The following is a 22,004-nucleotide window of genomic DNA, read 5'->3' on the forward strand; positions in this document are numbered from 1 at the left end:
GAGCAGAGGCTCCTGATTGGCGTGCAGTTTTGACGTTGCAAACTCCAGCAGCGAAAGTTTCTTCGGCCGAAGTGACCAAAAATGCAGTCGCCACAAGGTAAACTGGAAACTTACGGGACAGCGTTCCCATATCGAACTCCTCAGTACTTTTTACTCAACTATGCCGATCATATGCACCATCTGATTCAAGACGTGTATGAAGAGCATCACACAATTGACACAAATACACCTTGATAAAGGCCAAACTACAAGATGCTGGAAAGGCGAGCGGTATTGAATTAATGCAATTTAAGGGTGAACATCTATTCTTTTCAAACGACACCCGGGCAATTTGCCCGGGTGTCTGTTTTTCGTCTTTATCTCGATAGGAAGCAAATATGCCACACAATCGCCATTGTTTCCGTTTCGGGCGTGTACCGACTGCAGGTGATCAGGCCGATTTTGCCATCCGCTTGCGTTCATGCGGATCAAGAAAGCGTTTGCGCAGGCGCACCGCGTTGGGCGTGACCTCCACCAGTTCATCGTCGTCGATATAGGCAATCGCCTCTTCCAACGAAAACTGAACATGAGGCGTCAGGCGAACGGCATCGTCCGAGCCGCTGGCGCGTACGTTGGTCAGTTTCTTGCCTTTCAGCGGGTTCACTTCCAGATCGTTGTCGCGGGAATGCTCGCCGATCACCATGCCCTGATAGACATCCGCCTGCGGGCCCACGAACATGCGACCACGCTCTTCCAGGTTCCAAAGGGCGTATGCGACAGCCTGGCCGTTTTCCATCGAGATCAGTACGCCTGCACGGCGGCCCGGGATCTGACCTTTGTGCGGAGCCCAGTCGTGGAACACCCGGTTCAAAACGCCAGTGCCGCGCGTGTCGGTCAGGAACTCTCCGTGATAGCCGATCAGCCCGCGCGACGGGACATGCGCGATGATACGGGTCTTGCCGGCACCTGCGGGACGCATTTCGACCAGTTCACCTTTGCGCGCACCGGTGACCTTTTCGATGACCGAGCCGGAATATTCGTCATCCACATCGATGGTGACTTCTTCGATCGGCTCTAGCCGCTGCCCGTCTTCCTCACGGAACAGAACCTGCGGGCGCGAGATGCTGAGTTCGAACCCTTCACGGCGCATGTTTTCGATCAGGACGCCCATCTGCAATTCGCCACGACCGGCAACCTCGAAGGCTTCACCGCCAGGGGTGTCTGTGATGCGGATGGCGACGTTCGATTCGGCCTCTTTCATCAGACGGTCACGGATTACGCGGGATTGCACTTTTTTGCCATCGCGACCGGCCAGAGGGGAATCGTTGATGCCAAAGGTCACGGTGATGGTCGGCGGATCGATAGGCTGTGCGGGCAGCGCTTCGTCCACCTGCGGCGCGACCAGCGAGTCGGCAACGGTGGCTTTGCTCATGCCGGCGATGGTGACGATGTCACCAGCTTCGGCCACGTTGATGGGCTGTTGTGCCAGTCCACGAAAGGCGAGGATTTTCGACGCCCGGAAATTCTCGATCACGGACCCGTCGCGGCTGAGCGCTTTGAGGCTGTCCCCGGCTTTCAACGTACCGCTTTCTACACGCCCGGTCAGGATGCGGCCGATGAACGGATCGCTGCCCAGCGTAGTGGCCAGCATGCGGAAGGGCTCGTCTTTCTTTTCGGCCTGCTTGGGCGCAGGGACGTGATCGACGATCAGATCGAACAGGGCAGTCAGATCCTTACGGGGCCCGTCCAACTCTATGTCGGCCCAGCCGGATCGGCCTGAGGCGTACATGGCCGGGAAGTCCAGCTGGTCATCATCTGCGCCAAGGTTGGCGAACAGATCGAAACATTCATCCAGCGCGCGGTCGGGTTCGGCGTCGGGCTTGTCGACCTTGTTCAGGACTACGATGGGTCGCAGACCCAAAGCCAGTGCTTTGGAGGTCACGAACTTGGTTTGGGGCATCGGACCTTCGGCGGCATCGACCAGCAGGACAACGCCGTCAACCATGCTGAGAATACGCTCGACCTCACCACCGAAATCGGCGTGGCCGGGTGTGTCGACGATGTTGATACGGGTGTCTTTCCATTCAACCGAGGTCGCCTTGGCCAGAATGGTGATGCCGCGTTCACGCTCGAGGTCGTTGCTGTCCATGGCACGTTCTGCCACGGCCTGGTTTTCCCGGAACGCGCCGGATTGTTTGAGCAGCTCATCCACCAGGGTCGTCTTGCCGTGGTCCACGTGAGCGATGATTGCGATGTTGCGCAGGTCCATGAGAGGTCAGCCTTTGAACGGGAAGTTGCCGCGCGCATAACGCGGCGCGGCAAAATATACCAGCCCTAACCTTGGATCAGTGACCAGCAGTCTTGGAAAACAGGTGAATGATTAGGATTCCAGACAAAATCATTGCCAGCCCTAGTATCGCTGGCCAATCCAGCCTTTGGCCGAAAACGATGAAGCCGATCATCGCAATCAGAAAGATGCCCAAACCGGACCAGATCGCGTAAACAATTCCGACCGGCATATATTTCAAGGTCATGCCCAGCAGGTAAAAGGCGATGCCATAGCCAACGACAACCAGAACAGATGGCCAGAACCGCGTGAATTGCTGGCTGGCTTGCAATGCCGTCGTGCCAATGGTTTCTGCAAGTACGGCCAGCAACAGGTACACATAAGACTGGGGCATTTCAAAACCTCGAAACAGGGCAATTACACCGCGTTGAGCACGAAAGTGAGGGGGCAGGCAAGGCTATTTGACGTCTCAAAGTGACATTACATTCGCCTGAGGTCAGGTATACCCTACTATCCTGAGTGACAAATTTGTGTAATGTTCTCAGCGTATTTTAAGTTTTTTTGAATTAATGAGTTGAGTGATGACGAAGTTTATGAAGTCCGTCATTTTTGCTTCGGGTCTGATAGTGGCGATTGGGTGGCTTGCTGACGGGGGGTCCGTCGAAGTTGATGCAGCCAACGTGGTTCAACAGTTTGATGGTAGTAGTGTGTTTTGAATCCACTGAGAACTAAGCAGGGAAAGAGGAGCCTTTGGGCTCCTTTTTTCTTTTCCGGCTAACGGCTGAGGGCCTCGTCCTGCCGAAAATACGCAACCAGTTGAGGTTGCAGCCAATCCCATAGCTGAGGTGCACCTGTGGCAATAGCAGGTCGGACGCGTGCCTCAAGTTGCGCGTACGTTACGCCGTAATCGACCCATGATCCGCCACCGGTTTCGAGATTGGCGATGGGTGTCTGAAAACGGTCAACGGCCTTGGCAAACTGCGCGTCTGCACTTTCCGCTGCTTCGAACTCCTGCCAGATACCCGAGAACGCACTGCGTTGCGCGTCAGGCAAAAGGCCGAATAGCCGTTGGGCCGCGGCTTGTTCCTTGGCTGCTTGCGCCTCATGATCGACCTGCCCGTGGATCGGATGATCGCCCGCATCGATTTCGACAATGTCGTGCAGCAACAACATTTGAAGAATGCGATCAACGCTGATGTCAGTATGGGCATATTCAGACAAAACCCAGGCGTAGAGCATGATGTGCCATGAATGCTCAGCCGAATTTTCGAATCGATCCCCGGCCATCAGTCGCGAGGCGCGGAGAACGGATTTCAACTGATCCGCTTCGGTCAAAAACGCCAGTCGGGTTGCGAACGCGTTGTCTTGCGTCTCTGCACCAGTCAGCAGATTGGTGGCATGTTGGTAGGCCAGTGGGAACGCCTGGGCCAGATAAGCCGCGCGACCGCCGTTGAGATTGGATCGTACAATGTCAATGTGGTCGGGATTGGGGGTTGAGGCACACAGAACCTGAAACAGAGGCTGGCAACGATCCAGAATCTTGGCAAAACGGGCATCTGGTGATTGGTCCGCTTCAAATTCTCGCCAGAGCGCGTGAAAGGTTTCAGCTTGATCTTCAGGAAGTAGGCCAAACAGCTCTGAAGCAGCCAAATGTTCAGCCTTTGCGACTGACGCCCAATCTGTGTGAAGGTGAATTGGGTGGTCGCCCACAACGATCTCGACAAGATCGTGTAACAGCAACATGCGAATGACCCGGTCAATCGACACGTCCGGCCCGGCCAATGGTACCATGACCAAAGCCCATAGCGCGAGGTGCCAGCTGTGTTCCGCAGAGTTTTCGGGCCTTGACTGGTCGAGCAGGGTATTTGCCCGCTCGACCATCTTCAAACTATCAGCCCGTTTCAGGAAAGCGATCTGAGCCGACAAACGGTCGGTCATTGCTTTTCGATCGCCTTCAGTTTGGCGCGATGTGCCGAGAGGCGCTTGATCACGAATTGTCTGGCCTTGCGTTCGGCCAGGCGTACGCGAATCTCGGTCAGAAAAGCTTCTTCCAGCGACTGGGACGCCGCACCGAGCACGTCGCCAACTTCAACAAAAAACCGATCATCGCCGGTCTCATCCATTACCTTCATCGTATCTTCGGCCAGTTTGGCCGCAAGAGATGTGATGGTGTCTGACATCAGCGGGTGTTCTCGGTCAGGCGGCGTTTCACATAGTCACTGACATCGGTGATCAGTGTGTCCATGTGGCGGTCCTGGAAGAAGTGATCCGCGCCGTCAACCTCGTTATGGGTGATGGTGATGCCCTTTTGCTCGTGCAGCTTGTTGACCAACGATGTGGTGTCTGCCGGCGGGGCCACGCGGTCGGCTGAGCCGTTAATGATCAGACCGGAAGACGGGCAGGGGGCAAGGAACGAGAAGTCGTACATGTTGGCCGGAGGCGATACGCTGATGAACCCTGTGATCTCGGGGCGGCGCATCAGCAGTTGCATTCCGATCCACGCACCAAATGAGAAACCCGCAACCCAGCAGTGTTTCGAGTTGTTGTTCATCGATTGCAGATAATCCAGCGCCGACGCGGCATCGCTAAGCTCACCTACGCCCTGATCATATTCGCCCTGGCTGCGGCCTACGCCGCGGAAGTTAAAGCGCAACACGGTAAAGCCCATGTTGTAGAACGCATAGTGCAGATTATAGACCACCTTGTTGTTCATGGTCCCGCCGAACTGAGGATGCGGGTGAAGCACGATGGCGATCGGTGCGTCTTTTTCCTTTTGCGGGTGGTAGCGGCCTTCCAGACGGCCTTCGGGTCCGGGAAAAATCACCTCGGGCATGTGTGCTTTGGTCCTGTCTTTTTCGTACGGGTGCCCGGATATACTTGACGGTAATCGTCGGGCACCTTAGAACGGTTCTAATTATATTACATTGCGCGTCAGCGCTGTCAGTCGGAGATACGCACTGGCAACGTCGGCGTCAATGATTTCGCGCAAATCCGTCTAAGAGGGGGCTGAATATGAAGCTGTCGACCAAAGGCCGATATGCGATGGTCGCTTTGGCGGACATTGCGCTTCAGCCGACTGATCGGTTGGTTACCATGGGGGAAATCTCGGAAAGGCAGGACATCTCTCTGCCCTATCTCGAGCAGCTCTTTGTCAAGTTGCGACGCGCCGAATTGGTCTCTTCGGTTCGCGGACCCGGTGGTGGTTATCGCCTTGCGCGTCCTGCTTCGGAAATTCGTGTGGTTGAGATTCTGGCAGCTGTGGATGAAACGGTTGATGCCTTGCAGAAAGGGGCAGGAGCCTCAGGAGCGTCTTCCGGTAGCCGGGCACAATCTCTTACAAACCGTTTGTGGGAAGGGCTGAGTGCGCATGTTTATGTGTTCCTGCACCAGACTCGTTTGTCGGATGTCATCAAAAACGACCTTGCGCCGTGCCCCGCCGTGCCGAGCCTGTTTTCCGTAGTAGACGACTGATCCGACGGGTGACATATGACTGTGAAGCCCATCAGTGAAAAGATGTATCCATGAAACGTGTTTATCTGGATCACAATGCAACGACGCCGCTGCGCCCCGAAGCGCGGACGGCCATGATTGCTGCGATGGATGTTTGTGGAAACCCGTCCTCGGTCCATGCTGAAGGCCGCGCCGCAAAAGCGATTGTTGAGAGGGCCCGGTCACAGGTTGCATCTGCTTTTGGGGCGGATGGGGCGGATGTTGTTTTTACCTCTGGCTCGACCGAAGGGGCGGCGTTGACGTTGTCCGAGCGCAACCTGCATGGATCGGCGATTGAGCATGACGCGGTAAGAGCCTGGATCAACGAAGATCTTTCGGTTTCCGAAAGCGGAGAGGTCAGGGTTACCGCGCCTGAAGAAACTACGTTGCAACTGGCAAATTCCGAAACCGGAATCATTCAAACTTTACCTTCCGGTCTGGCAGTAACAGATGCCACGCAGGCCTTTGGGAAACTGCCCATCGCTTTCAACTGGATGGACGCGCAGACGGCTTTGGTGTCTGCGCATAAATTGGGCGGGCCGAAAGGTGTTGGCGCTGTTGTGATGAAGCGCGGAACCGAATTGGCTGCGCAAATCAAGGGTGGCGGTCAGGAAATGGGGCGCCGGTCCGGAACGGAAAATGTCATTGGTATCGCGGGGTTCGGGGCCGCAGCTGAAGCTGCTACTTTGGATCTGTCCAACGGTGTTTGGGAGCAGGTTGAGGAATTTAGAAATATTCTAGAAAATGCTCTTGAGGCTGCTGTAAAATCACCTATTTTTGTCGGGAAAGGGCAGCTTCGCCTGCCGAATACCCTATGTTTTGCCGCGCCTGGTTGGAAAGGTGAAACGCAGGTCATGCAGATGGACCTTTCGGGTTTCGCGGTCAGTGCAGGCTCTGCCTGTTCCAGCGGCAAGGTTCGTGCCAGCGCGGTGCTCACCGCAATGGGATATGACGAGGTAACAGCCAGCAGCGCTATTCGCGTGTCGCTGGGGCCTCGGACGACAGAAGAAGATGTGCTGCGTTTCGCCGATACGTGGCTTGAGAAAGAGAAAAAGCATCGCGCGCGCGCCGCGTGATCTGACGGAGGGTAAGTTATGGCCGCTTTGGACCAGACCCAGGTGAAAGAGGGTGTCGATCAGGAAACCGTGGATGCGGTTCGCGAGGTCGGAACCTATAAGTACGGTTGGGACACCGATATCGAGATGGAATACGCCCCCAAGGGCGTAAACCCCGATATCGTGCGGTTGATTTCCGAGAAAAACGAAGAACCGGAATGGATGACCGAATGGCGTTTGGCCGCGTTCGAGCGCTGGACCAAGATGGATGAACCGAACTGGGCGATGGTCAACTATCCCGAGATCGACTTTCAGGATCAGTATTACTATGCCCGTCCCAAGTCGATGGAAGAGAAGCCGAAATCGCTGGATGAGGTTGATCCCAAGCTGTTGGCCACTTACGAAAAGTTGGGTATCCCTCTGAAAGAACAGATGATCCTGGCAGGTGTCGAAGGCGCCGAGAATATGCCCGCCGAGGGCCGTAAGGTCGCTGTGGACGCGGTGTTTGACTCGGTTTCGGTCGGCACGACCTTTCAGGATGAACTGGCAAAACACGGCGTGATCTTTTGTTCGATTTCTGAGGCGATCAGAGAACATCCCGAACTGGTCAAGAAATACCTCGGGTCCGTTGTTCCGGTTTCGGATAACTTCTACGCCACATTGAACTCGGCTGTATTTTCGGATGGCTCGTTCGTCTACATCCCGCCGGGCGTCCGCTGCCCGATGGAGCTGAGCACGTATTTCCGCATCAACGCGGAAAACACCGGTCAGTTTGAACGCACTCTCATCATCGCCGACAAAGGCTCTTACGTGTCTTATCTGGAAGGCTGCACCGCGCCCCAACGCGATACGGCCCAGTTGCACGCTGCTGTGGTCGAGATCATCGTCGAGGAAGACGCCGAGGTGAAATACTCGACGGTTCAGAACTGGTTCCCTGGGGATGAGACCGGGAAGGGCGGTATCTACAACTTTGTGACCAAACGTGCCGATTGCCGGGGCGATCGGTCCAAAGTGATGTGGACGCAGGTTGAAACCGGCTCGGCCGTGACGTGGAAATACCCGTCCTGCATCCTGCGGGGCAATGAAAGCCAGGGCGAGTTCTACTCGATCGCGATCACCAACAACTATCAGCAGGCCGACACTGGCACCAAGATGGTTCATCTGGGCAAGAACACCAAGTCCCGGATCGTGTCCAAGGGTATCAGCGCTGGTAAGGCGCAGAACACCTATCGTGGTCTGGTCTCGATGCACCCGAAGGCCAAGAACAGCCGCAACTACACACAGTGTGACAGCTTGCTGATCGGTGACAAATGCGGTGCGCATACGGTTCCGTATATCGAGGTCAAGAACAACTCATCCCGTGTTGAGCACGAAGCGACGACGTCGAAAGTGGACGACGATCAGTTGTTCTACTGCCGCCAGCGCGGCATGGACGAGGAAGAGGCCGTGGCGTTGGTTGTCAACGGGTTCTGCAAGGACGTGCTGCAAGCTCTACCGATGGAATTCGCGATGGAAGCACAGCAACTCGTGGCAATCTCGCTGGAAGGTTCGGTTGGTTGATGACAGGTACCTCCCGTAACCGCATCCAAAAGGATGACGTGCTGACCTGGCTTGGTTACGCACTGCCGGTTCTGGGCGGGCTGCTTGGTGTGGCTTACGTCAACATCAACCACATGGAATTCATCAACCCAGTTTGGGCGGTTGGGGGCGGGTCGATCATCGGTTGGATCGTCGCGCGGCTACTCCGCAGGTTTCTGGGGTAAGAAGGTTTCGGGGCCAGAGCGCCCCTTGCGATACGCAAAAGGATAAAAAATGCTGGAAATCAAGAACCTGCACGTGCAGCTTGAAGAAGAAGATAAGCAGATCCTCAAGGGTGTGGACCTGACGGTTGAGGCCGGCAAGGTACACGCGATCATGGGGCCAAACGGCTCGGGCAAGTCGACGCTCAGCTATGTGCTGTCGGGGCGTGACGGTTATGAGGTGACCGAAGGGTCGGCCACTTTGGACGGCGAAGACCTGTTGGAGATGGAGCCTGAAGAGCGCGCAGCAGCCGGTGTTTTTCTTGCGTTCCAATACCCGGTTGAAATCCCCGGTGTGGGCAACATGACATTTCTGCGTACCGCAGTGAACGCTCAGCGCAAGGCCCGCGGCGAAGAAGAGCTTTCGGCGGCCGATTTCCTCAAGGAAGTGCGTGCCAAGGCTAAGACGCTGAAAATCGACGCAGATATGCTTAAACGTCCGGTCAACGTAGGCTTTTCGGGCGGTGAGAAGAAGCGCAACGAAATCCTGCAAATGGCGATGCTGGAACCGAAGATGTGCATCATGGACGAGACCGACTCGGGCCTCGACGTGGACGCAATGAAGCTGGTGGCCGAAGGCGTGAACGCGTTGCGCGATGAAGGCCGTGGTTTTCTGGTGATCACCCACTATCAGCGCCTGTTGGACCACATCAAACCGGACGTTGTGCACATCATGGCCAATGGCCGCATCGTCAAAACCGGTGGCCCCGAGCTGGCGCTTGAGGTTGAAAACAACGGTTACGCCGACATTCTTGCCGAGGTGAACTGATGGCCTTGCCCGAAGTCAAACAAACCGCAACCGAGGCGCGGCTGTCTGCCTTGACCATGCCTGATGCGGGCTGCACCCGTGCCGCCCGCGAAGATGCGCTGGCACGTGTTCTGGAAACAGGCCTGCCCGGGCGGCGTGACGAATATTGGAAATACACGCAACCGGATACGCTGGTCTCACCCGAAGCGATCCCGGCTGCGGTGTTTGCCGATGACGAGCCATTGATGTTCAACGCGCTGGACCGTCTTAACATTGTCTTTGTGGACGGTGTCTTCAGTGCCGAAGAATCTGATGACCTGTCGCTTGAAGGCGTGACCATCGACCGGCTCGAAGCTATCTGTTGCAAGGACATTCACTGGGCGAAAGACCTGTACGGCGTGCTTGAAACGCGCGGTCAGTCGCCGGTGCAGCGCCCTCTGGCGGCGTTGAATACGGCCTTTGCGTCGGATGGCGTGGCCATCCACGTGACAGGCAAACCGTCCAAGCCGATCAACTTGATCTATCGTCATGCGTCGCCGACCTCTGATGCGATCCTGCACCATGTTGTTCGCGTAGAAAGCGGGGCCGAGGCGACCATTCTGGAAACCGGCCCGGCGGCGTCGCGCTTCAACAAGTGCATGGAGATCGACATTGCCGACAAGGGCACGCTGCATCACGTACGAGCGCAGGGTAGGGATCACGAGCGTCGCGCTGCGACCCACATGTTTACTCGTCTGGGTGCGGAGTCGGTCTACAAGTCGTTCACTCTGACCGTGAACGGCGTGCTGACCCGCAACGAACAGGTTATTGAACTGACTGGTGATGACGCTGTGGCGCATGTGGCCGGGGCCTGTGTTGGTGATGGTGACTTCCATCATGACGACACGGTTTTCATCACCCATGACGCGGTGAACTGCGAAAGCCGTCAGGTGTTCAAGAAAGTACTGCGCAACGGGGCGACGGGTGTGTTTCAGGGTAAGATCCTTGTGAAGGAAGGCGCCCAGAAAACCGATGGGTATCAGATCAGCCAATCGCTGCTTCTGGATGACGACAGCCAATTTCTGGCCAAGCCGGAACTTGAGATCTACGCCGACGATGTCGCGTGTTCGCATGGCTCGACCTCGGGTGCGATTGACGAGACAGCTTTGTTCTATCTGCGGTCTCGTGGTGTTCCGACCAAGGACGCGACCAATATGCTGACACTGGCCTTCCTGGCCGAAGCTGTAGATGAGATAGAAGACAGCGCTCTGGCGGAAGAGATCGTAAGCCGTCTGGAAGGATGGCTTGCGCGCCGCAGCTGATGGCCGTCTCGTCAGACATACTGGCAACGTACCGGGGGCCGGGGCGCGTGGTGCGTCGGCTTCTGGAAATGGGTCCGCGCGAAGACCGGGCATTGGTTTTTGTCATGGCGTTCTGCGTGGTGGCCTTTATCGCGCAGATGCCCAGCCTTGCACGCAAGGCGCATCTGGAAGGCGTTGAATTGAACATGCTCTTGGGCGGCGCGCTGCTGGGGTCTGTGTTCATACTGCCTTTGTTTTTCTATACCCTTGCGTTGATCTCTTATTGGGCGGCGCGCTTGGTGGGCGGGCAGGGCACAGCCTATGGCGCACGTCTGGCGCTGTTCTGGGCGCTGTTGTCATCTGCTCCGCTGGTTTTGTTGAACGGTCTGGTCGCCGGGTTCATCGGACCTGGGCCGACTTTGACGTTTGTCGGTATCCTCTGGGTTGCTGTTTTTGTCTGGTTCTGGTTATCCGGTCTGAGACAAGTACAAAGGTCCGCTGTATGACTATCAATTCCCTAGGCGCTCTGGCGGTTCTGACGATCAGAAGCCCCGCCGAAGCTGCACGTCAGTTACTGACCTTAAATCCCGGCCGGGAAGGGTTGTGGCTGGCATTCGCGCTGGCGGTGGTCCTGAACTGCCTTGTTCAATTGGGAATCGATTTGTCTGTGCCTGTGACGCCCGGCCAAACCGCACCGGCACCTGAAAGCATCCCCGTTGTCTTATTGCGCTCTGCCGGAGCAATGATGCTGAGCATCGTCGCGTTCTTCATCGTCGGAAAGGCGATTGGCGGGAAAGCTAGCTTTGATGATCTGATGGTCCTGACGGTCTGGTTGCAGTTTCTGCAAATCGTTGCCTTGGTCATCACTCTTTTTCTGAGCCTGACCCTGCCGTTTCTGATGATAATAATGTTGTTTGCCACAGGAATCCTGAGCCTCTACATCACGCTTCATTTTCTGAACGAAGCGCATCAGTTCGGATCGTTGTGGAAGTCTTTCGCCGTGATTTTACTTTCCGCTCTTGTTGCGGTTCCTTTCGTTCTGTTTCTAACCCCGGCCGCGCCTGTCTAGGAAAACCATCCCATGTATGATGTGCAGAAAATCCGCTCTGACTTTCCGATCCTGTCGCGTGAGGTGAACGGCAAGCCTTTGACATACCTCGACAATGGTGCCTCAGCTCAGAAGCCTCAGGTCGTCATTGATGCGGTGACCCGTGCCTATGCCGAGGAATACTCGAACGTTCATCGCGGTCTGCATTTTCTGTCTAATCTAGCGACCGAGAAATATGAGGCCGTACGCGGCACCATCGCGCGGTTTCTAGGGGCATCTAACGAGGATGAGATTGTCCTGAACTCGGGCACGACCGAAGGCATCAATCTGGTCGCTTACGGTTGGGCCATGCCTCGGCTCGAAGCGGGGGATGAGATTGTCCTGAGTGTGATGGAGCATCACGCAAACATCGTGCCCTGGCATTTCCTGCGCGAACGGCAGGGTGTCGTTCTGAAATGGGTCGATGTGGGCGCGGACGGCGGGCTGGATCCGCAGGCGGTGATCGATGCGATCGGGCCGAAAACAAAGCTCGTTGCTGTGACCCAGTGTTCCAATGTGCTGGGCACGGTTGTGGACGTCAAAGCCATTACCGATGGCGCCCATGCCAAAGGCGTTCCGGTTCTGGTCGATGGCAGTCAGGGCGCGGTTCATATGCCGGTGAATGTCGAAGAAATCGGTTGTGACTTCTATGCGATCACAGGTCACAAGCTTTATGGTCCGTCCGGATCAGGTGCGATTTACATCAAATCCGAACGCATGGCCGAAATGCGCCCCTTTATCGGTGGTGGTGACATGATCAAAGAGGTCAGCAAGGATCAGGTCATCTACAATGACCCGCCCATGAAATTCGAAGCCGGGACCCCGGGCATTGTTCAGACCATCGGTCTGGGCGTCGCGCTGGAGTACATGATGGATCTTGGGATGGAGAATATTGCCGCCCACGAATCCGGTCTGCGAGACTATGCCATGCAGCGGCTGAACGGCCTCAACTGGGTTCAGGTTCAGGGCACACGGCCTGACAAGGCGGCCATCTTCAGCTTTACTTTGGACGGCGCAGGCCATGCTCATGATGTGTCGACCATTTTGGACAAAAAAGGCGTGGCTGTCCGGGCCGGTCATCACTGCGCCGGACCGCTGATGGACCATTTGGGTGTTACGGCGACCTGTCGCGCCAGCTTCGGTCTCTATAACACCATGGATGAGGTCGATACGCTGATCGAAGCGCTGGAATTGGCACACGATCTGTTCGCCTGACTTTGAAATGACTCAGGGTGCAGCAATCACGATTTGCAGTTGCACCCGGATTGGATCAAGGTTAGCTAACGGCCTAGGCACCTGTAGCTCAGCTGGATAGAGCGCTGCCCTCCGAAGGCAGAGGCCAGAGGTTCGAATCCTCTCAGGTGCGCCATCTACCCCACCAATATATTGTAAATTAAACAATATTTTCGCTGGAAGGATGTTGGCGTACTGATTTCTGTACTGATTGAGTGCTTCTGAAACCCAGTGTGTTGAGCGCCTGCATCAGCGGACCACTCTTAGTATTGTTTTTGAATGTACTCATCCAAATCCGCAATTACACTTTCGTTTCGTGTGGAAAAAAACGGATCAATCGAATCCTTGCGAGCAGCAAGCATTTCTTTGAGTGTCGGATAGCCCGTTGCTACAGATTGAGTTTCGTTCCGTGCATATCGAAAGAGGCTATTGGCATATGCTTGGAGCAAGACGATATCGTAAAGCGGGCCTTTTTTGGAAAGGGGTTGGTTCTTGTTCGTAGCCCGAGCGCGTTCGACTTGATACCACGTCACTAGTTCGAAAACCCGAACCGCCGCATCGTTGTCGATATGCTCAATCACTTGTTTTAGTGTTTCAATAGCTTCTGTCGGTGCTTGGGGGGCATTCTTAGACTGTTCGGTTAAGTAGTGGCCCGACTCTGAGACGTACTTGCAGACACCGCTGAGGGCGTCTGCCATTCTAGCCCTTGCTGCCATCTTCTTTCGCTCTACTGAGCGTTGATGCCGCGCATCGTCGGCCTTTGCTTGTTTTCTCATTTCACGGATCGTGAAATAGGCGGCGATCAGGGCAAGCAAAGCCCCCGAGAGAGTCTGCCAGTCTTTGAGAAACAGGTAAGTTTGACACAAATAGTAGTTCATAGTTGCCTTGCGTTCAGGAGTGTGGGATGCCGATAGCCCTCAGCTTTCGGTGTGCTTGTTTCAAATTTCCGTAACGTGTTCCTGTGGCTGGCTGCAAGCCGCCTATCGCTCTCTAAGCGGTATGCAGTCTTGCATTTGCTCGGCTAACTCTTCGCAAAAAGCGCGGGCTTCGCTTAAGTCGTGAAATGTTCCCACGCGCAATCTGAAAAATTCTCGATCCTCATATTGTTTACATTCAGAGGTGCATTCCACGCGGGTTACCAATGGTTCGAGCGGAGTAAGCTCAGTGCTAAATCGCTTCCTTATCGATTTCCAATCGCGAGTTGCTTCCCGGACCTCGTCGTACGCTCCCAACTGCGCCACTATTGCACTGGAGGGAAAGCCTACACTCACCTGAAGACGAGTGGCATTCCAATACGCAGCAATGCCCAGCCCTGCTAAAATTAATACCGCGCAAACCCCAGTCTTCCACTTAGTTGTCAATTTATATCACCTTGTTCAAAAACTGCTGACCAGCAGCACTATTGCATATGGTTGACCGATGGCCCGCGAACGCGGGCCTTTTGATTGGTCCGCTTCGAATCGCCTCGCGAACCGCTGAACCGTTACAATTCGCTTTGTCAAGAAAAATCTGGTATAGATTGTTCAACGATACAAGAAACCTTACCAAATTTGAGGAAAGCAGTACCAAGTGTCCATCACTATTACGCAAAATAAATACGCTCGCGCGTGTGCCGTCACCCGGAACACGGCCTGTGCGCGCTTGAAGGGTATCCGCCCGATTGGGACCGGACAGCCGTTCGATTACCATCTTGCCGCCGTTCTCCCGACGACCCGTAGAAAGGGAATCCCCGAGTTGTTTTCACTGGCAGAAGTGAATGACGATTTGTTTGTCGGAGATGACGTGCTTGGTACCTGCCGGACCGCAAAGGAATGGCTGACCCCCGATGAGCGTCAGCGTCTGCTCGAATGTGAAACCGCTCTTTCGAACGCGCTGGCCTCATCGCTTCGCTCATCTGAACTCTTCCGCTACGTCGACATTCTCCGTGCCAAGCTGCTGCTTCATCACGGCGTGCTTCGGTACGTGATGTTGAATGACGCCGCCGCATTGCCCAACTGGGGAGAATTCTGCGTTCCGTGGGCCATTGTGAATGCCTCAGACGAAGAAGTTCACGGGGAGATGGCAGCGTAATGACCGATTATACTAACTTTGTTGCCATCGTTAATGGGAGCGCCACCGTTGCAGAAAGGTGGGCTGAGGCCGTGCAGAAGGCAGTGACTATCGCTCAAGAACAAGGTGTCACGATTGATGAGACCGATGTTTTGGATTGCACCGCTGCAAGAATGATGGCTCTCGGAGCGAACGTTTCCGCCGATGAACTGGAGTCCGAGGTGGGCAATCTTGGTCCCATGATCGCCTCGCGTCAGGAAGAAGCTGAGCTACAGAAGATCGCAGAAGCCGACCCCGCTGCGCTTGGTCGCCTAAATGACCTGCCGCCTGCTACTAGAATCACGATGGCGAGGCGCGCGCAGGCGGGTGTCCCCGAGCGTACCGAAGAAAGTGTAGAACTGACCGAGGCTCAAAAGCTTGAAATCGTTTTGAAGGTGGACAGCCCTATCGCCCGCCTGCGTCTCGCTGACAAGCTCGGTATCGGGCGGCGTCCTCTGTCCAACAACAAGGGTCGCTAACGATGCAGGTGGACAAGCTTATTGCAGAAGTTCGCAGTTTCGGTGGAAATCCGTGGACCAATTTTGTGTCCGTGGAAGGAGGATGGGCAGCGGTCATGATTAAGAATGTCACCTTGTCGGACCATCAGTTTCTCAAGCTGGCCGAGTGCTTTCCCGATGCGCCCCCGCCGCCGCCCGCCGTTTTGGATGAACTTAAGGCACGAGGTATGATTGAAGAGCCGGAAGAGACCGCTGAAGTGCCGGAACCCGGACAACGTACCGTGCAGACGCCTTCGCGCCCGCTGACCGAAGCGGAAATTCGCCGTAATCGTCTGCATGCCCATGTGGATCGCACTGTTGAGCGCGGTGAGCGGAGGCGGCGGCGATGAGCATTTTCGAATTGGACGAATTGGGAGCCGGACACCCTCATATTGATAAGGCTGCACGGAAGCGAATGCAGCATCGTAGTGAGCGGTGGCGGCGGGGGTTGGCGCAGCGTGAAAACTGGACTGACCAGCAATTTCGTGAAGAGGATGAGCGCCTTGAAAAGGAAATCGCCGCATTCGGGAAAGCGGCGTAGGGCTGCTTTCCAGCGCGCTTATGAGAAGCACTTGATGCGTGCCGCCATCTGGCACCGCGAACGATTGGGTATCTCAGAAGAAGAGTTCCGTGCGCGATGGCATGAAATCGCGGCAAAGGTCGCCCGTGAACTGGATGAGCTATTCCCGAGGCACGCGGTCGCTCCTAGCCAAGCGCAATGATGCGTCCGGGCGGTGGTGGTGCCCCATCATCGTCGTCCGGACGCACCAAACACCACTAGCAAGAAAGCAAAGTAATGACCATCGAACTTACGGCGGTTGAGAAGTCCCGCCTGTATCTGGCACAGATTGACGCCCTCAATATCCCGAATGAACCCTCAACCGTGCGCGACCGTATGCTTGAACGTCGGGCGTGGTTTTCGACGCATCTCGATCCGCAGGACTACGCTGACGCGCTCCTTCTGGCTGAGGCCATCGATACCAAGCTAGTCGAAATGGGCCACGGGCGTAGTTTTGCGCTGTCTCTGCGTGAGGTGCGAGACGCGGCGGAGGCCGATCTTACGGAGTGCGTCTGGGCGTTGGAATTGCTGGGCGCGCACGAGGTCCGTCCGGGCGTTTACGGCAACACTGATTCGCTTCCGGTTGTCGAAATCGGCAACCTCGGGAACTGGCGAACGCTAGTCTAACTGACCGCTGATCTTGGAAACTTCACTTGAAGTAGATGGATCAGCCGAAATGCTGCGACTTGAAGTCGAACTTTAATACAGAAACTTCACTTCAAGTGTTAAAATACAGCTAAAACAAGTACTTACATTAAATATGATCCTGTGCTAGTTAATCTGACATCGGCGGATCAGTTCCGCACGATCTCAATCAGAAGGAGATTATGGGTGTACGAAATTGAGCAGAAATTGGTGCAGGTGACGGATGCAATTCGGGCGGCTGGGCAGCGCCCGCTGACGCGGGGCAACGCAGAAGATTTGGCGCGGTTGGGCGACGAACTTACCGACCTGTTGGAGCAAGTAGCGGACGTGTCAGCGGCACAGTGAAACGGTGGCGGCGCGCGATTAGCGCGCTCTGCCCAACAATGCCCGATGGCACGGGCGCTAAGATGGCAAAAATCGAGGAGCAAGAACAGAATGGCAAAGGATGCAGTCGCACCTTTCAACAATCCCTATTTGGCTGGAGGGCTGAGCGTCTATGCGTTTGCGCGTGGGTTGCGAGATGAACAGTCGCAGGACCACCCGATCCGGCCCGATCCGCCGCTATGGATGTATGATCATTCACGAGACGGTAATGTAATTAACTTTACCCGTCCTGCGCTGAGTAAGTTTAGTGCTGCTACCGTCATCGGGGACCTTGAGGCCCCCGCTTGCGATGCATTGTTGAATTCCAAGGCGGTGATTGGTGTGACTGACCACGCGCCCAAGGTATTTGGCCGTGATTGGGTTCGGTTCAGCGGTACGTGGGCAGAGGTGGTCAAGATGATGACCCCGCACCCGGAACGTACCGACAAGGGCGGGGATGCGTTGTACTTCGCGGAAGGCGACTTGACCGGAAAGTCGGTCGCGACGAACGGGCAGCGCTTTCAGTACATGTATAAGCTCAAGAACAAGCTTCGCCGGGTGTATGCGGTCGCCATCGACGTTGACGGTGGCTGCGCCGTTGAGCCGGTGGTTGCACGGTTGCGCGAAATGGGCGTGTTCGCCGTGGTCTACACGACGCACTCTCACACCACCAAGGGCGCACCCGGCAGTGATCGTTTTCGGGTTATCATTCCGTTGGCAGCGCCTTTTGAGCTTGGCGAAGATGGTGACGGCTGGCACGCCAGGTATGCAGAGTGGCAGGCGCGTTACGTTGGCTTCTGTGAAGCGCTGATCCCCGGCGAGATTGATGCAAGGGGGCGGCTTCCGTCTCAACTCATGTATATGCCTGCGCGCCCTAAGGGGGCTGACTTCAAGCACTACATTCTTGCAGGCCGTGGGCTGACTCTCGACGAAATGCCGGTCGGAGATGTTTCGCAGTACACCCGCCGCGCACCGTCAGGCGCTAAAGGTGGAAGTGGTGCCGTTTGCGGCGAACTCGCTTACCTGTCTGATGGCTTCGACCTTCTGGCATGGTGGCACGATCACGGCGAATACTTCCTGTTGCCTGACTTTCTGGAAATGATCGGCTGGGATGTTCGGGGTGACGCGGGGCGTGGCGTCGACGTTCTTTGTCCAAACGCAGCGGCGCATACCTCCGGTGAGGATATGGCTTGGGCGGCAGAGGGTGAAGGTGCTGACGAAAGCGCGATTGTCTATTGTCACCACAGTCACTGTGAGGGCTTGTACACCTGCGATTTCCTCCGCCTTATCGAGGAGCAGGTTACCATGCCGGACGGGGAGACCTTTTCTGGTCTGCTGTGCGATCCTGCATTCTACCCGAACGAACTTGACGGTGAGGCGATCACCGTTGACCGCGCAGACTACGTAGACGAGGAAATCAGGGTTGAAATGCTCAAGACCCCTGCGGCGGTAAAGCGAGCCTTTGCTTCGCTGTCCGCTAACGCGGGCAAGGACCATTTCGCCGCAATCTATGTTGGTGTTCTCAAGGGTGGCGAACGGAACAATGCCGTTTCGATGTGGACCAACTTGATCGGTGAATATCTTGACGCGAACCGGCGCAAGAGTGTTGAGAAGCATGGGCGTGACCTGCTGGATGCTGAAAAGGCCGCTTACGCGGCGGAGAAGGCAGAAGAACAGCGCGAAGATAACCTCGCCGCCCTGAACGCCGATCCTGCAAACACGTCTCTGGACCCTGCGGACCCTTTGGGCGACGATATGGAAACCGCATTGGCGACTCTGGCCTATCGCTATGCGCCCTGCGATCTGGGCGGGCAGTTTCGCATTGTACGTAAGCCGGACTTGAACGCTTTTAACTCCGATTTCGATTCCACGATTGCCGTTTACCGCAAAGACGATTTCCTGAACCTGCATCTAGATCGACAGATCGTTGAGGGGGAAGCTCTGGTCAACCCGGCGAAGGTCTTTCTTGAAACGGCAAAGCGAAAGAGTGGCTTGGTATTCGCTCCGCCGCCGATGGTGCCGGGGGAGAATGATTTCAACATGTATCAGGGTCGAAAGCTGACTTCGCTTGCGGGTGAGTTTGGTGACGAACGGGATTTCCCGGTCCTGCACGATTTCATGCTGCGCATTGTCTGTGACAACGATCAAGACAAGTTGGACTGGCTGCTGCTTTGGATGGCGCACATGGTTCAGCGCCCCGGTGAGAAGCCGGGGACGGCCATTATCGGTGTTGGCGACGGCGGCATCGGTAAGGGGCGGTTTGGCACGCTCTTGTCGAAGTTGGCAGCACCTCATTTCAAGCAGCTTGAGAATGAGAACCATGTGATCGGTCAGTTCTCCGGTGAGCATCTGAGCAAGTGCGTTCTGGTGGTGGTCAACGAAGCTGTATTCGGAGCATCGCCGCGCGTTTCCAGCACGTTGAAGGCCAACGTCGACTCGGTCACGATTCAGGTTGAGGCAAAGGGGATGAGTATCGCAACGGTGCTTTCCTGCACGCGGTATTACTTTGACTCCAACGAGGCCGTGCCGGTGTTGATCGAAAATAACGGTTCTGAACGTCGCTATTTCGTCCTGCGCTTCAATTCAGAAGAGCAAGGGCAAACGGGGTACTTTGAGAAGCTGACCGAGGCAATTGAAGGTGATGAGATGCGCCGCCTTCTTGCTTATCTGGAACGGTACGATCCCGCGTCAGCGGGCAAGAGTTGGTCAGATGTGCGTACGGCTCCTGAGACGCCTGAGCGGAAGGTCATGGCTGTCCATTCAATGCGCCCGGGGCAGCGGCGCTTGTTGAATGTCCTGCGTGATCGAGAGGTGACGCTAAGGGTTGACGGGTATGACGAAACTTTCGTCCTAGTGAAGGATGGATTGCGTGTTCCTAGGGCTGCGTTCCGTACGTTCATTGAGGCTGCGGCAAACAAGCACGATGCCGACGACGCTGACGTGGTGGCGATGGTTTGGCGCTTGTTTGGCGTTGAGATTACCGAAAAGCGCGGGCGGGTCGGGGATCATGGGAACAAGTGGTACTGGCTGTTTCCGTCTGAGATTTTGGGTGAAAATGTCGATAAGGTCTTGTTGGGGGCCGCGTGAGCGGCCCAACCTCCAAACTGCGCGGTCTGTGGAGGTGGCTTGGAGGCGCGGGCGTGCCTTATTTTCTTGGGCCACCGGCGGCGGCCTCCAAACCTCCACCGCACACGCACCTTGACGGAAAACAGATGGGGACACACACACCCGTGTTTGTTGGTGTGTGTGTCCATACCAAATTTTATTGAGGTAGTTTCTATTGGAGGTTTGGAGGCAGCAGCTTCGCACCCCTTATTCTTATGGGCAAATCCGCCTCCAAGCCCTTGGAGGTTGCTTGGAGGCTTGGAGGCAACCACAATAATTACCTGAATAGTAAAGTAATAGTCGTCTAAATCCCGCCATGCGGGTACGTTTCTTGTTGAACGAATTATCAGATACGCAAGAGGACTCTGGATGGGCCACAATGACCACATTGATTTCGATTTGTACGAGCTTTTGGATGACACAATTGACGCCGGTTACCTTGACGCAGAGGAGCACCGGAATGCGATTGGGGTAGCGCGGCAAGTGATACACGAAGGCTATGACAGCCTTTCCCCAAAACAAAAGACCTTGTTCAAAAAGGTCGTGGAGCCTGCTCTAAATGCCTGCAAGAAAGAGCATGAAAGGAACGAACTAGCGTACCGCTATGGGGAATAAGTTGTACCATGGATGACGACCGCGACTTCCTCCGCCTTCGGAAGGAGGGCAAAACCTACATATCGAAGGTCTTTAAGTTCAACGAGCAATCGACTGAACGTTTGCGTTACGTTCACATGGTCCTCGAAGGGAATGACAGCGCGCTGCTCGGCGAGATCGACGGCTCTATGTGCCTGCGCATCAGTGGTGAAAAAAGAAAGACGCAGGTGACTGCACTTGTCTCTCAAGATGATCAGCAAGTTAAGCGTCTTTCTCTGCTGACCTACCAAACGCGGGCTGGTGACTGGGTTCAAGGCTACGAAAAGAATGAATTCACTTTCCGAGCGGGTGAATTCCAGCGCCTATTGTCCTTTCTCGAGCAAATCAACTTTGTGGATATGACAAATGAAGCCCGCTTCCAGATCGAAGACATATCCACTCAAGCTGGTCCCAAAGCGATCATTGATGCCACCGACCGAGGACTAATTGAGCGTATAAAGAACTTGGATGAGAGCCAAAGAGAAGACCTAATTCAGGCATTGGGTGGATCGCTGTCCGGGGAAGAAATCAATGTTCTGCTTGGCCGTAAGCAAGGCCTTGAAGCGTTCGAGTTTCACATGTCCAGTGGAGATTGGGCAGAAACCGAATGGCAAGACTTCTTCGAGAGAAACCAGTGGGTGTTTGGTTACGGCCTCGATTACCGCGTCATGCGGCAGTTCGATAGAGAAATGTCCGTTGGTGGATACGGGACAGACAACAAGAACAAGCCGATGACTGACTTCTTAATGCAGTTTTCAGACTATACCGTACTCGTCGAGATCAAGCGCCCTGACACTCGAATATTCAAGTCAGGTAAGCGCGGACGAGCAGGTACATGGGAGTTCAGCGCGGAATTCACGAGCGCCGTTTCGCAGGTCATTGAACAGAAAGCTGAGTGGCTAGCCGCTGCCCAGACGGGAGAGCATTACAATCGCGACGGTACCGAGAAATTAGAAGCCCGTACACGCAACGCCAAGACGATCCTAGTTATTGGTTCCCGGACAGAATTTGAACGCGCAGAGAACATACGATCTACACAGATCATGAGTGACACATTCGAACTCTTCCGGCGCGAAATGCGAAGCGTTGATATCGTCACTTTCGATGAATTGCTGGAGCGCGCCCGCTTTATTACACGCAAGAGTTAGTCAAAATTT

General features: G+C 55.3%; 26 protein-coding genes and 1 tRNA gene. 20 read left to right on the forward strand and 7 right to left on the reverse strand.

The genetic code is table 11. The features are described 5' to 3' along the window. Positions 1–430: 430 nt before the first annotated feature. The 5 genes from typA to ACR0LF_RS02210 form a co-directional block, all read right to left on the reverse strand. A complete protein-coding gene (gene typA, locus ACR0LF_RS02190) occupies positions 431–2,248 on the reverse strand; it encodes a translational GTPase TypA (RefSeq protein ID WP_480574301.1) in 1,818 nt (605 codons plus the stop codon). A gap of 76 nt (positions 2,249–2,324) precedes the next feature. Further along, positions 2,325–2,660 (reverse strand): DMT family transporter, encoded by a 336-nt coding sequence (locus tag ACR0LF_RS02195; RefSeq protein WP_480574304.1) that lies wholly within the window; start codon positions 2,658–2,660, stop codon positions 2,325–2,327. Between the two features lie 380 nt (positions 2,661–3,040). Next, a complete protein-coding gene (locus tag ACR0LF_RS02200) occupies positions 3,041–4,204 on the reverse strand; it encodes an HD domain-containing protein (protein ID WP_480574310.1) in 1,164 nt (387 codons plus the stop codon). Next, complete coding sequence (locus ACR0LF_RS02205; RefSeq protein ID WP_480574313.1) at positions 4,201–4,446, reverse strand: hypothetical protein; 246 nt, start codon at positions 4,444–4,446, stop codon at positions 4,201–4,203. The genes ACR0LF_RS02200 and ACR0LF_RS02205 overlap by 4 nt, the downstream gene beginning before the upstream one ends. Beyond that, entirely contained in the window at positions 4,446–5,099 is a 654-nt protein-coding gene (locus ACR0LF_RS02210) for an alpha/beta hydrolase (RefSeq protein ID WP_170557257.1), read from the reverse strand. Before ACR0LF_RS02210 ends, ACR0LF_RS02205 begins: the two co-directional genes overlap by 1 nt. Positions 5,100–5,278: 179 nt before the next feature. Between ACR0LF_RS02210 and iscR the strand changes: the two genes are divergently transcribed. The 10 genes from iscR (at position 5,279) to ACR0LF_RS02260 (ending at position 13,093) form a co-directional block, all read left to right on the forward strand. Continuing rightward, positions 5,279–5,737: a Fe-S cluster assembly transcriptional regulator IscR gene (gene iscR, locus ACR0LF_RS02215; protein WP_480574316.1), complete on the forward strand. Its 459-nt coding sequence runs from the start codon at positions 5,279–5,281 to the stop codon at positions 5,735–5,737. Positions 5,738–5,787: 50 nt separating this feature from the next. Further along, positions 5,788–6,831 (forward strand): cysteine desulfurase family protein, encoded by a 1,044-nt coding sequence (locus ACR0LF_RS02220; protein WP_480574319.1) that lies wholly within the window; start codon positions 5,788–5,790, stop codon positions 6,829–6,831. A gap of 18 nt (positions 6,832–6,849) precedes the next feature. After that, positions 6,850–8,370: a Fe-S cluster assembly protein SufB gene (gene sufB, locus ACR0LF_RS02225; protein ID WP_480574322.1), complete on the forward strand. Its 1,521-nt coding sequence runs from the start codon at positions 6,850–6,852 to the stop codon at positions 8,368–8,370. Next, positions 8,370–8,573 carry a hypothetical protein gene (locus ACR0LF_RS02230; RefSeq protein WP_480574325.1) on the forward strand — a complete coding sequence of 68 codons (204 nt, stop codon included), beginning with the start codon at positions 8,370–8,372 and terminating at the stop codon, positions 8,571–8,573. The genes sufB and ACR0LF_RS02230 overlap by 1 nt, the downstream gene beginning before the upstream one ends. Positions 8,574–8,622: 49 nt before the next feature. Continuing rightward, positions 8,623–9,378, forward strand: a complete 756-nt coding sequence (gene sufC / locus ACR0LF_RS02235; RefSeq protein ID WP_480574328.1) for a Fe-S cluster assembly ATPase SufC — start codon at positions 8,623–8,625, stop codon at positions 9,376–9,378. Continuing rightward, entirely contained in the window at positions 9,378–10,658 is a 1,281-nt protein-coding gene (locus tag ACR0LF_RS02240) for a SufB/SufD family protein (RefSeq protein WP_480574331.1), read from the forward strand. The genes sufC and ACR0LF_RS02240 overlap by 1 nt, the downstream gene beginning before the upstream one ends. Beyond that, complete coding sequence (locus tag ACR0LF_RS02245) at positions 10,658–11,143, forward strand: YIP1 family protein (protein ID WP_480574334.1); 486 nt, start codon at positions 10,658–10,660, stop codon at positions 11,141–11,143. The genes ACR0LF_RS02240 and ACR0LF_RS02245 overlap by 1 nt, the downstream gene beginning before the upstream one ends. Then, positions 11,140–11,706 (forward strand): Yip1 family protein, encoded by a 567-nt coding sequence (locus tag ACR0LF_RS02250; protein ID WP_480574337.1) that lies wholly within the window; start codon positions 11,140–11,142, stop codon positions 11,704–11,706. Before ACR0LF_RS02245 ends, ACR0LF_RS02250 begins: the two co-directional genes overlap by 4 nt. 12 nt (positions 11,707–11,718) lie before the next feature. Further along, positions 11,719–12,939, forward strand: coding sequence for a cysteine desulfurase (locus tag ACR0LF_RS02255; protein ID WP_480574341.1), 1,221 nt, complete (start codon positions 11,719–11,721; stop codon positions 12,937–12,939). Positions 12,940–13,016: 77 nt separating this feature from the next. Next, positions 13,017–13,093: transfer RNA gene (locus tag ACR0LF_RS02260), tRNA-Arg, on the forward strand. A gap of 127 nt (positions 13,094–13,220) precedes the next feature. Here the strand turns inward: ACR0LF_RS02260 and ACR0LF_RS02265 are convergent. Both ACR0LF_RS02265 and ACR0LF_RS02270 read right to left on the reverse strand, forming a co-directional pair. Continuing rightward, entirely contained in the window at positions 13,221–13,835 is a 615-nt protein-coding gene (locus ACR0LF_RS02265) for a hypothetical protein (RefSeq protein WP_480574345.1), read from the reverse strand. A gap of 102 nt (positions 13,836–13,937) precedes the next feature. Further along, positions 13,938–14,228 (reverse strand): SPOR domain-containing protein, encoded by a 291-nt coding sequence (locus ACR0LF_RS02270; protein WP_480576160.1) that lies wholly within the window; start codon positions 14,226–14,228, stop codon positions 13,938–13,940. A 298-nt stretch (positions 14,229–14,526) separates the two neighbouring features. Between ACR0LF_RS02270 and ACR0LF_RS02275 the strand changes: the two genes are divergently transcribed. The 10 genes from ACR0LF_RS02275 (at position 14,527) to ACR0LF_RS02320 (ending at position 21,995) form a co-directional block, all read left to right on the forward strand. Continuing rightward, positions 14,527–15,027: a hypothetical protein gene (locus tag ACR0LF_RS02275; RefSeq protein ID WP_480574348.1), complete on the forward strand. Its 501-nt coding sequence runs from the start codon at positions 14,527–14,529 to the stop codon at positions 15,025–15,027. After that, on the forward strand, positions 15,027–15,524 hold the full coding sequence (locus ACR0LF_RS02280) for a hypothetical protein (RefSeq protein WP_480574351.1): 498 nt from the start codon (positions 15,027–15,029) through the stop codon (positions 15,522–15,524). Before ACR0LF_RS02275 ends, ACR0LF_RS02280 begins: the two co-directional genes overlap by 1 nt. Positions 15,525–15,619: 95 nt before the next feature. After that, positions 15,620–15,892, forward strand: coding sequence for a hypothetical protein (locus ACR0LF_RS02285; RefSeq protein ID WP_480574354.1), 273 nt, complete (start codon positions 15,620–15,622; stop codon positions 15,890–15,892). Beyond that, complete coding sequence (locus tag ACR0LF_RS02290; protein WP_480574356.1) at positions 15,889–16,083, forward strand: hypothetical protein; 195 nt, start codon at positions 15,889–15,891, stop codon at positions 16,081–16,083. The genes ACR0LF_RS02285 and ACR0LF_RS02290 overlap by 4 nt, the downstream gene beginning before the upstream one ends. Positions 16,084–16,117: 34 nt before the next feature. Further along, positions 16,118–16,264 (forward strand): hypothetical protein, encoded by a 147-nt coding sequence (locus tag ACR0LF_RS02295; protein ID WP_480574359.1) that lies wholly within the window; start codon positions 16,118–16,120, stop codon positions 16,262–16,264. Between the two features lie 74 nt (positions 16,265–16,338). Beyond that, complete coding sequence (locus ACR0LF_RS02300; RefSeq protein WP_480574362.1) at positions 16,339–16,728, forward strand: hypothetical protein; 390 nt, start codon at positions 16,339–16,341, stop codon at positions 16,726–16,728. Between the two features lie 204 nt (positions 16,729–16,932). Then, positions 16,933–17,091 (forward strand): hypothetical protein, encoded by a 159-nt coding sequence (locus ACR0LF_RS02305; protein WP_480574365.1) that lies wholly within the window; start codon positions 16,933–16,935, stop codon positions 17,089–17,091. 90 nt (positions 17,092–17,181) lie between these two features. After that, positions 17,182–20,196, forward strand: coding sequence for a primase-helicase family protein (locus ACR0LF_RS02310; protein ID WP_480574368.1), 3,015 nt, complete (start codon positions 17,182–17,184; stop codon positions 20,194–20,196). 387 nt (positions 20,197–20,583) lie between these two features. Continuing rightward, positions 20,584–20,829, forward strand: coding sequence for a hypothetical protein (locus tag ACR0LF_RS02315; RefSeq protein ID WP_480574371.1), 246 nt, complete (start codon positions 20,584–20,586; stop codon positions 20,827–20,829). 8 nt (positions 20,830–20,837) lie between these two features. Further along, positions 20,838–21,995 carry a Shedu immune nuclease family protein gene (locus ACR0LF_RS02320; RefSeq protein WP_480574374.1) on the forward strand — a complete coding sequence of 386 codons (1,158 nt, stop codon included), beginning with the start codon at positions 20,838–20,840 and terminating at the stop codon, positions 21,993–21,995. The last annotated feature ends 9 nt before the right edge of the window (positions 21,996–22,004 follow it).

The organism is Ruegeria sp. E8, from assembly GCF_056533985.1.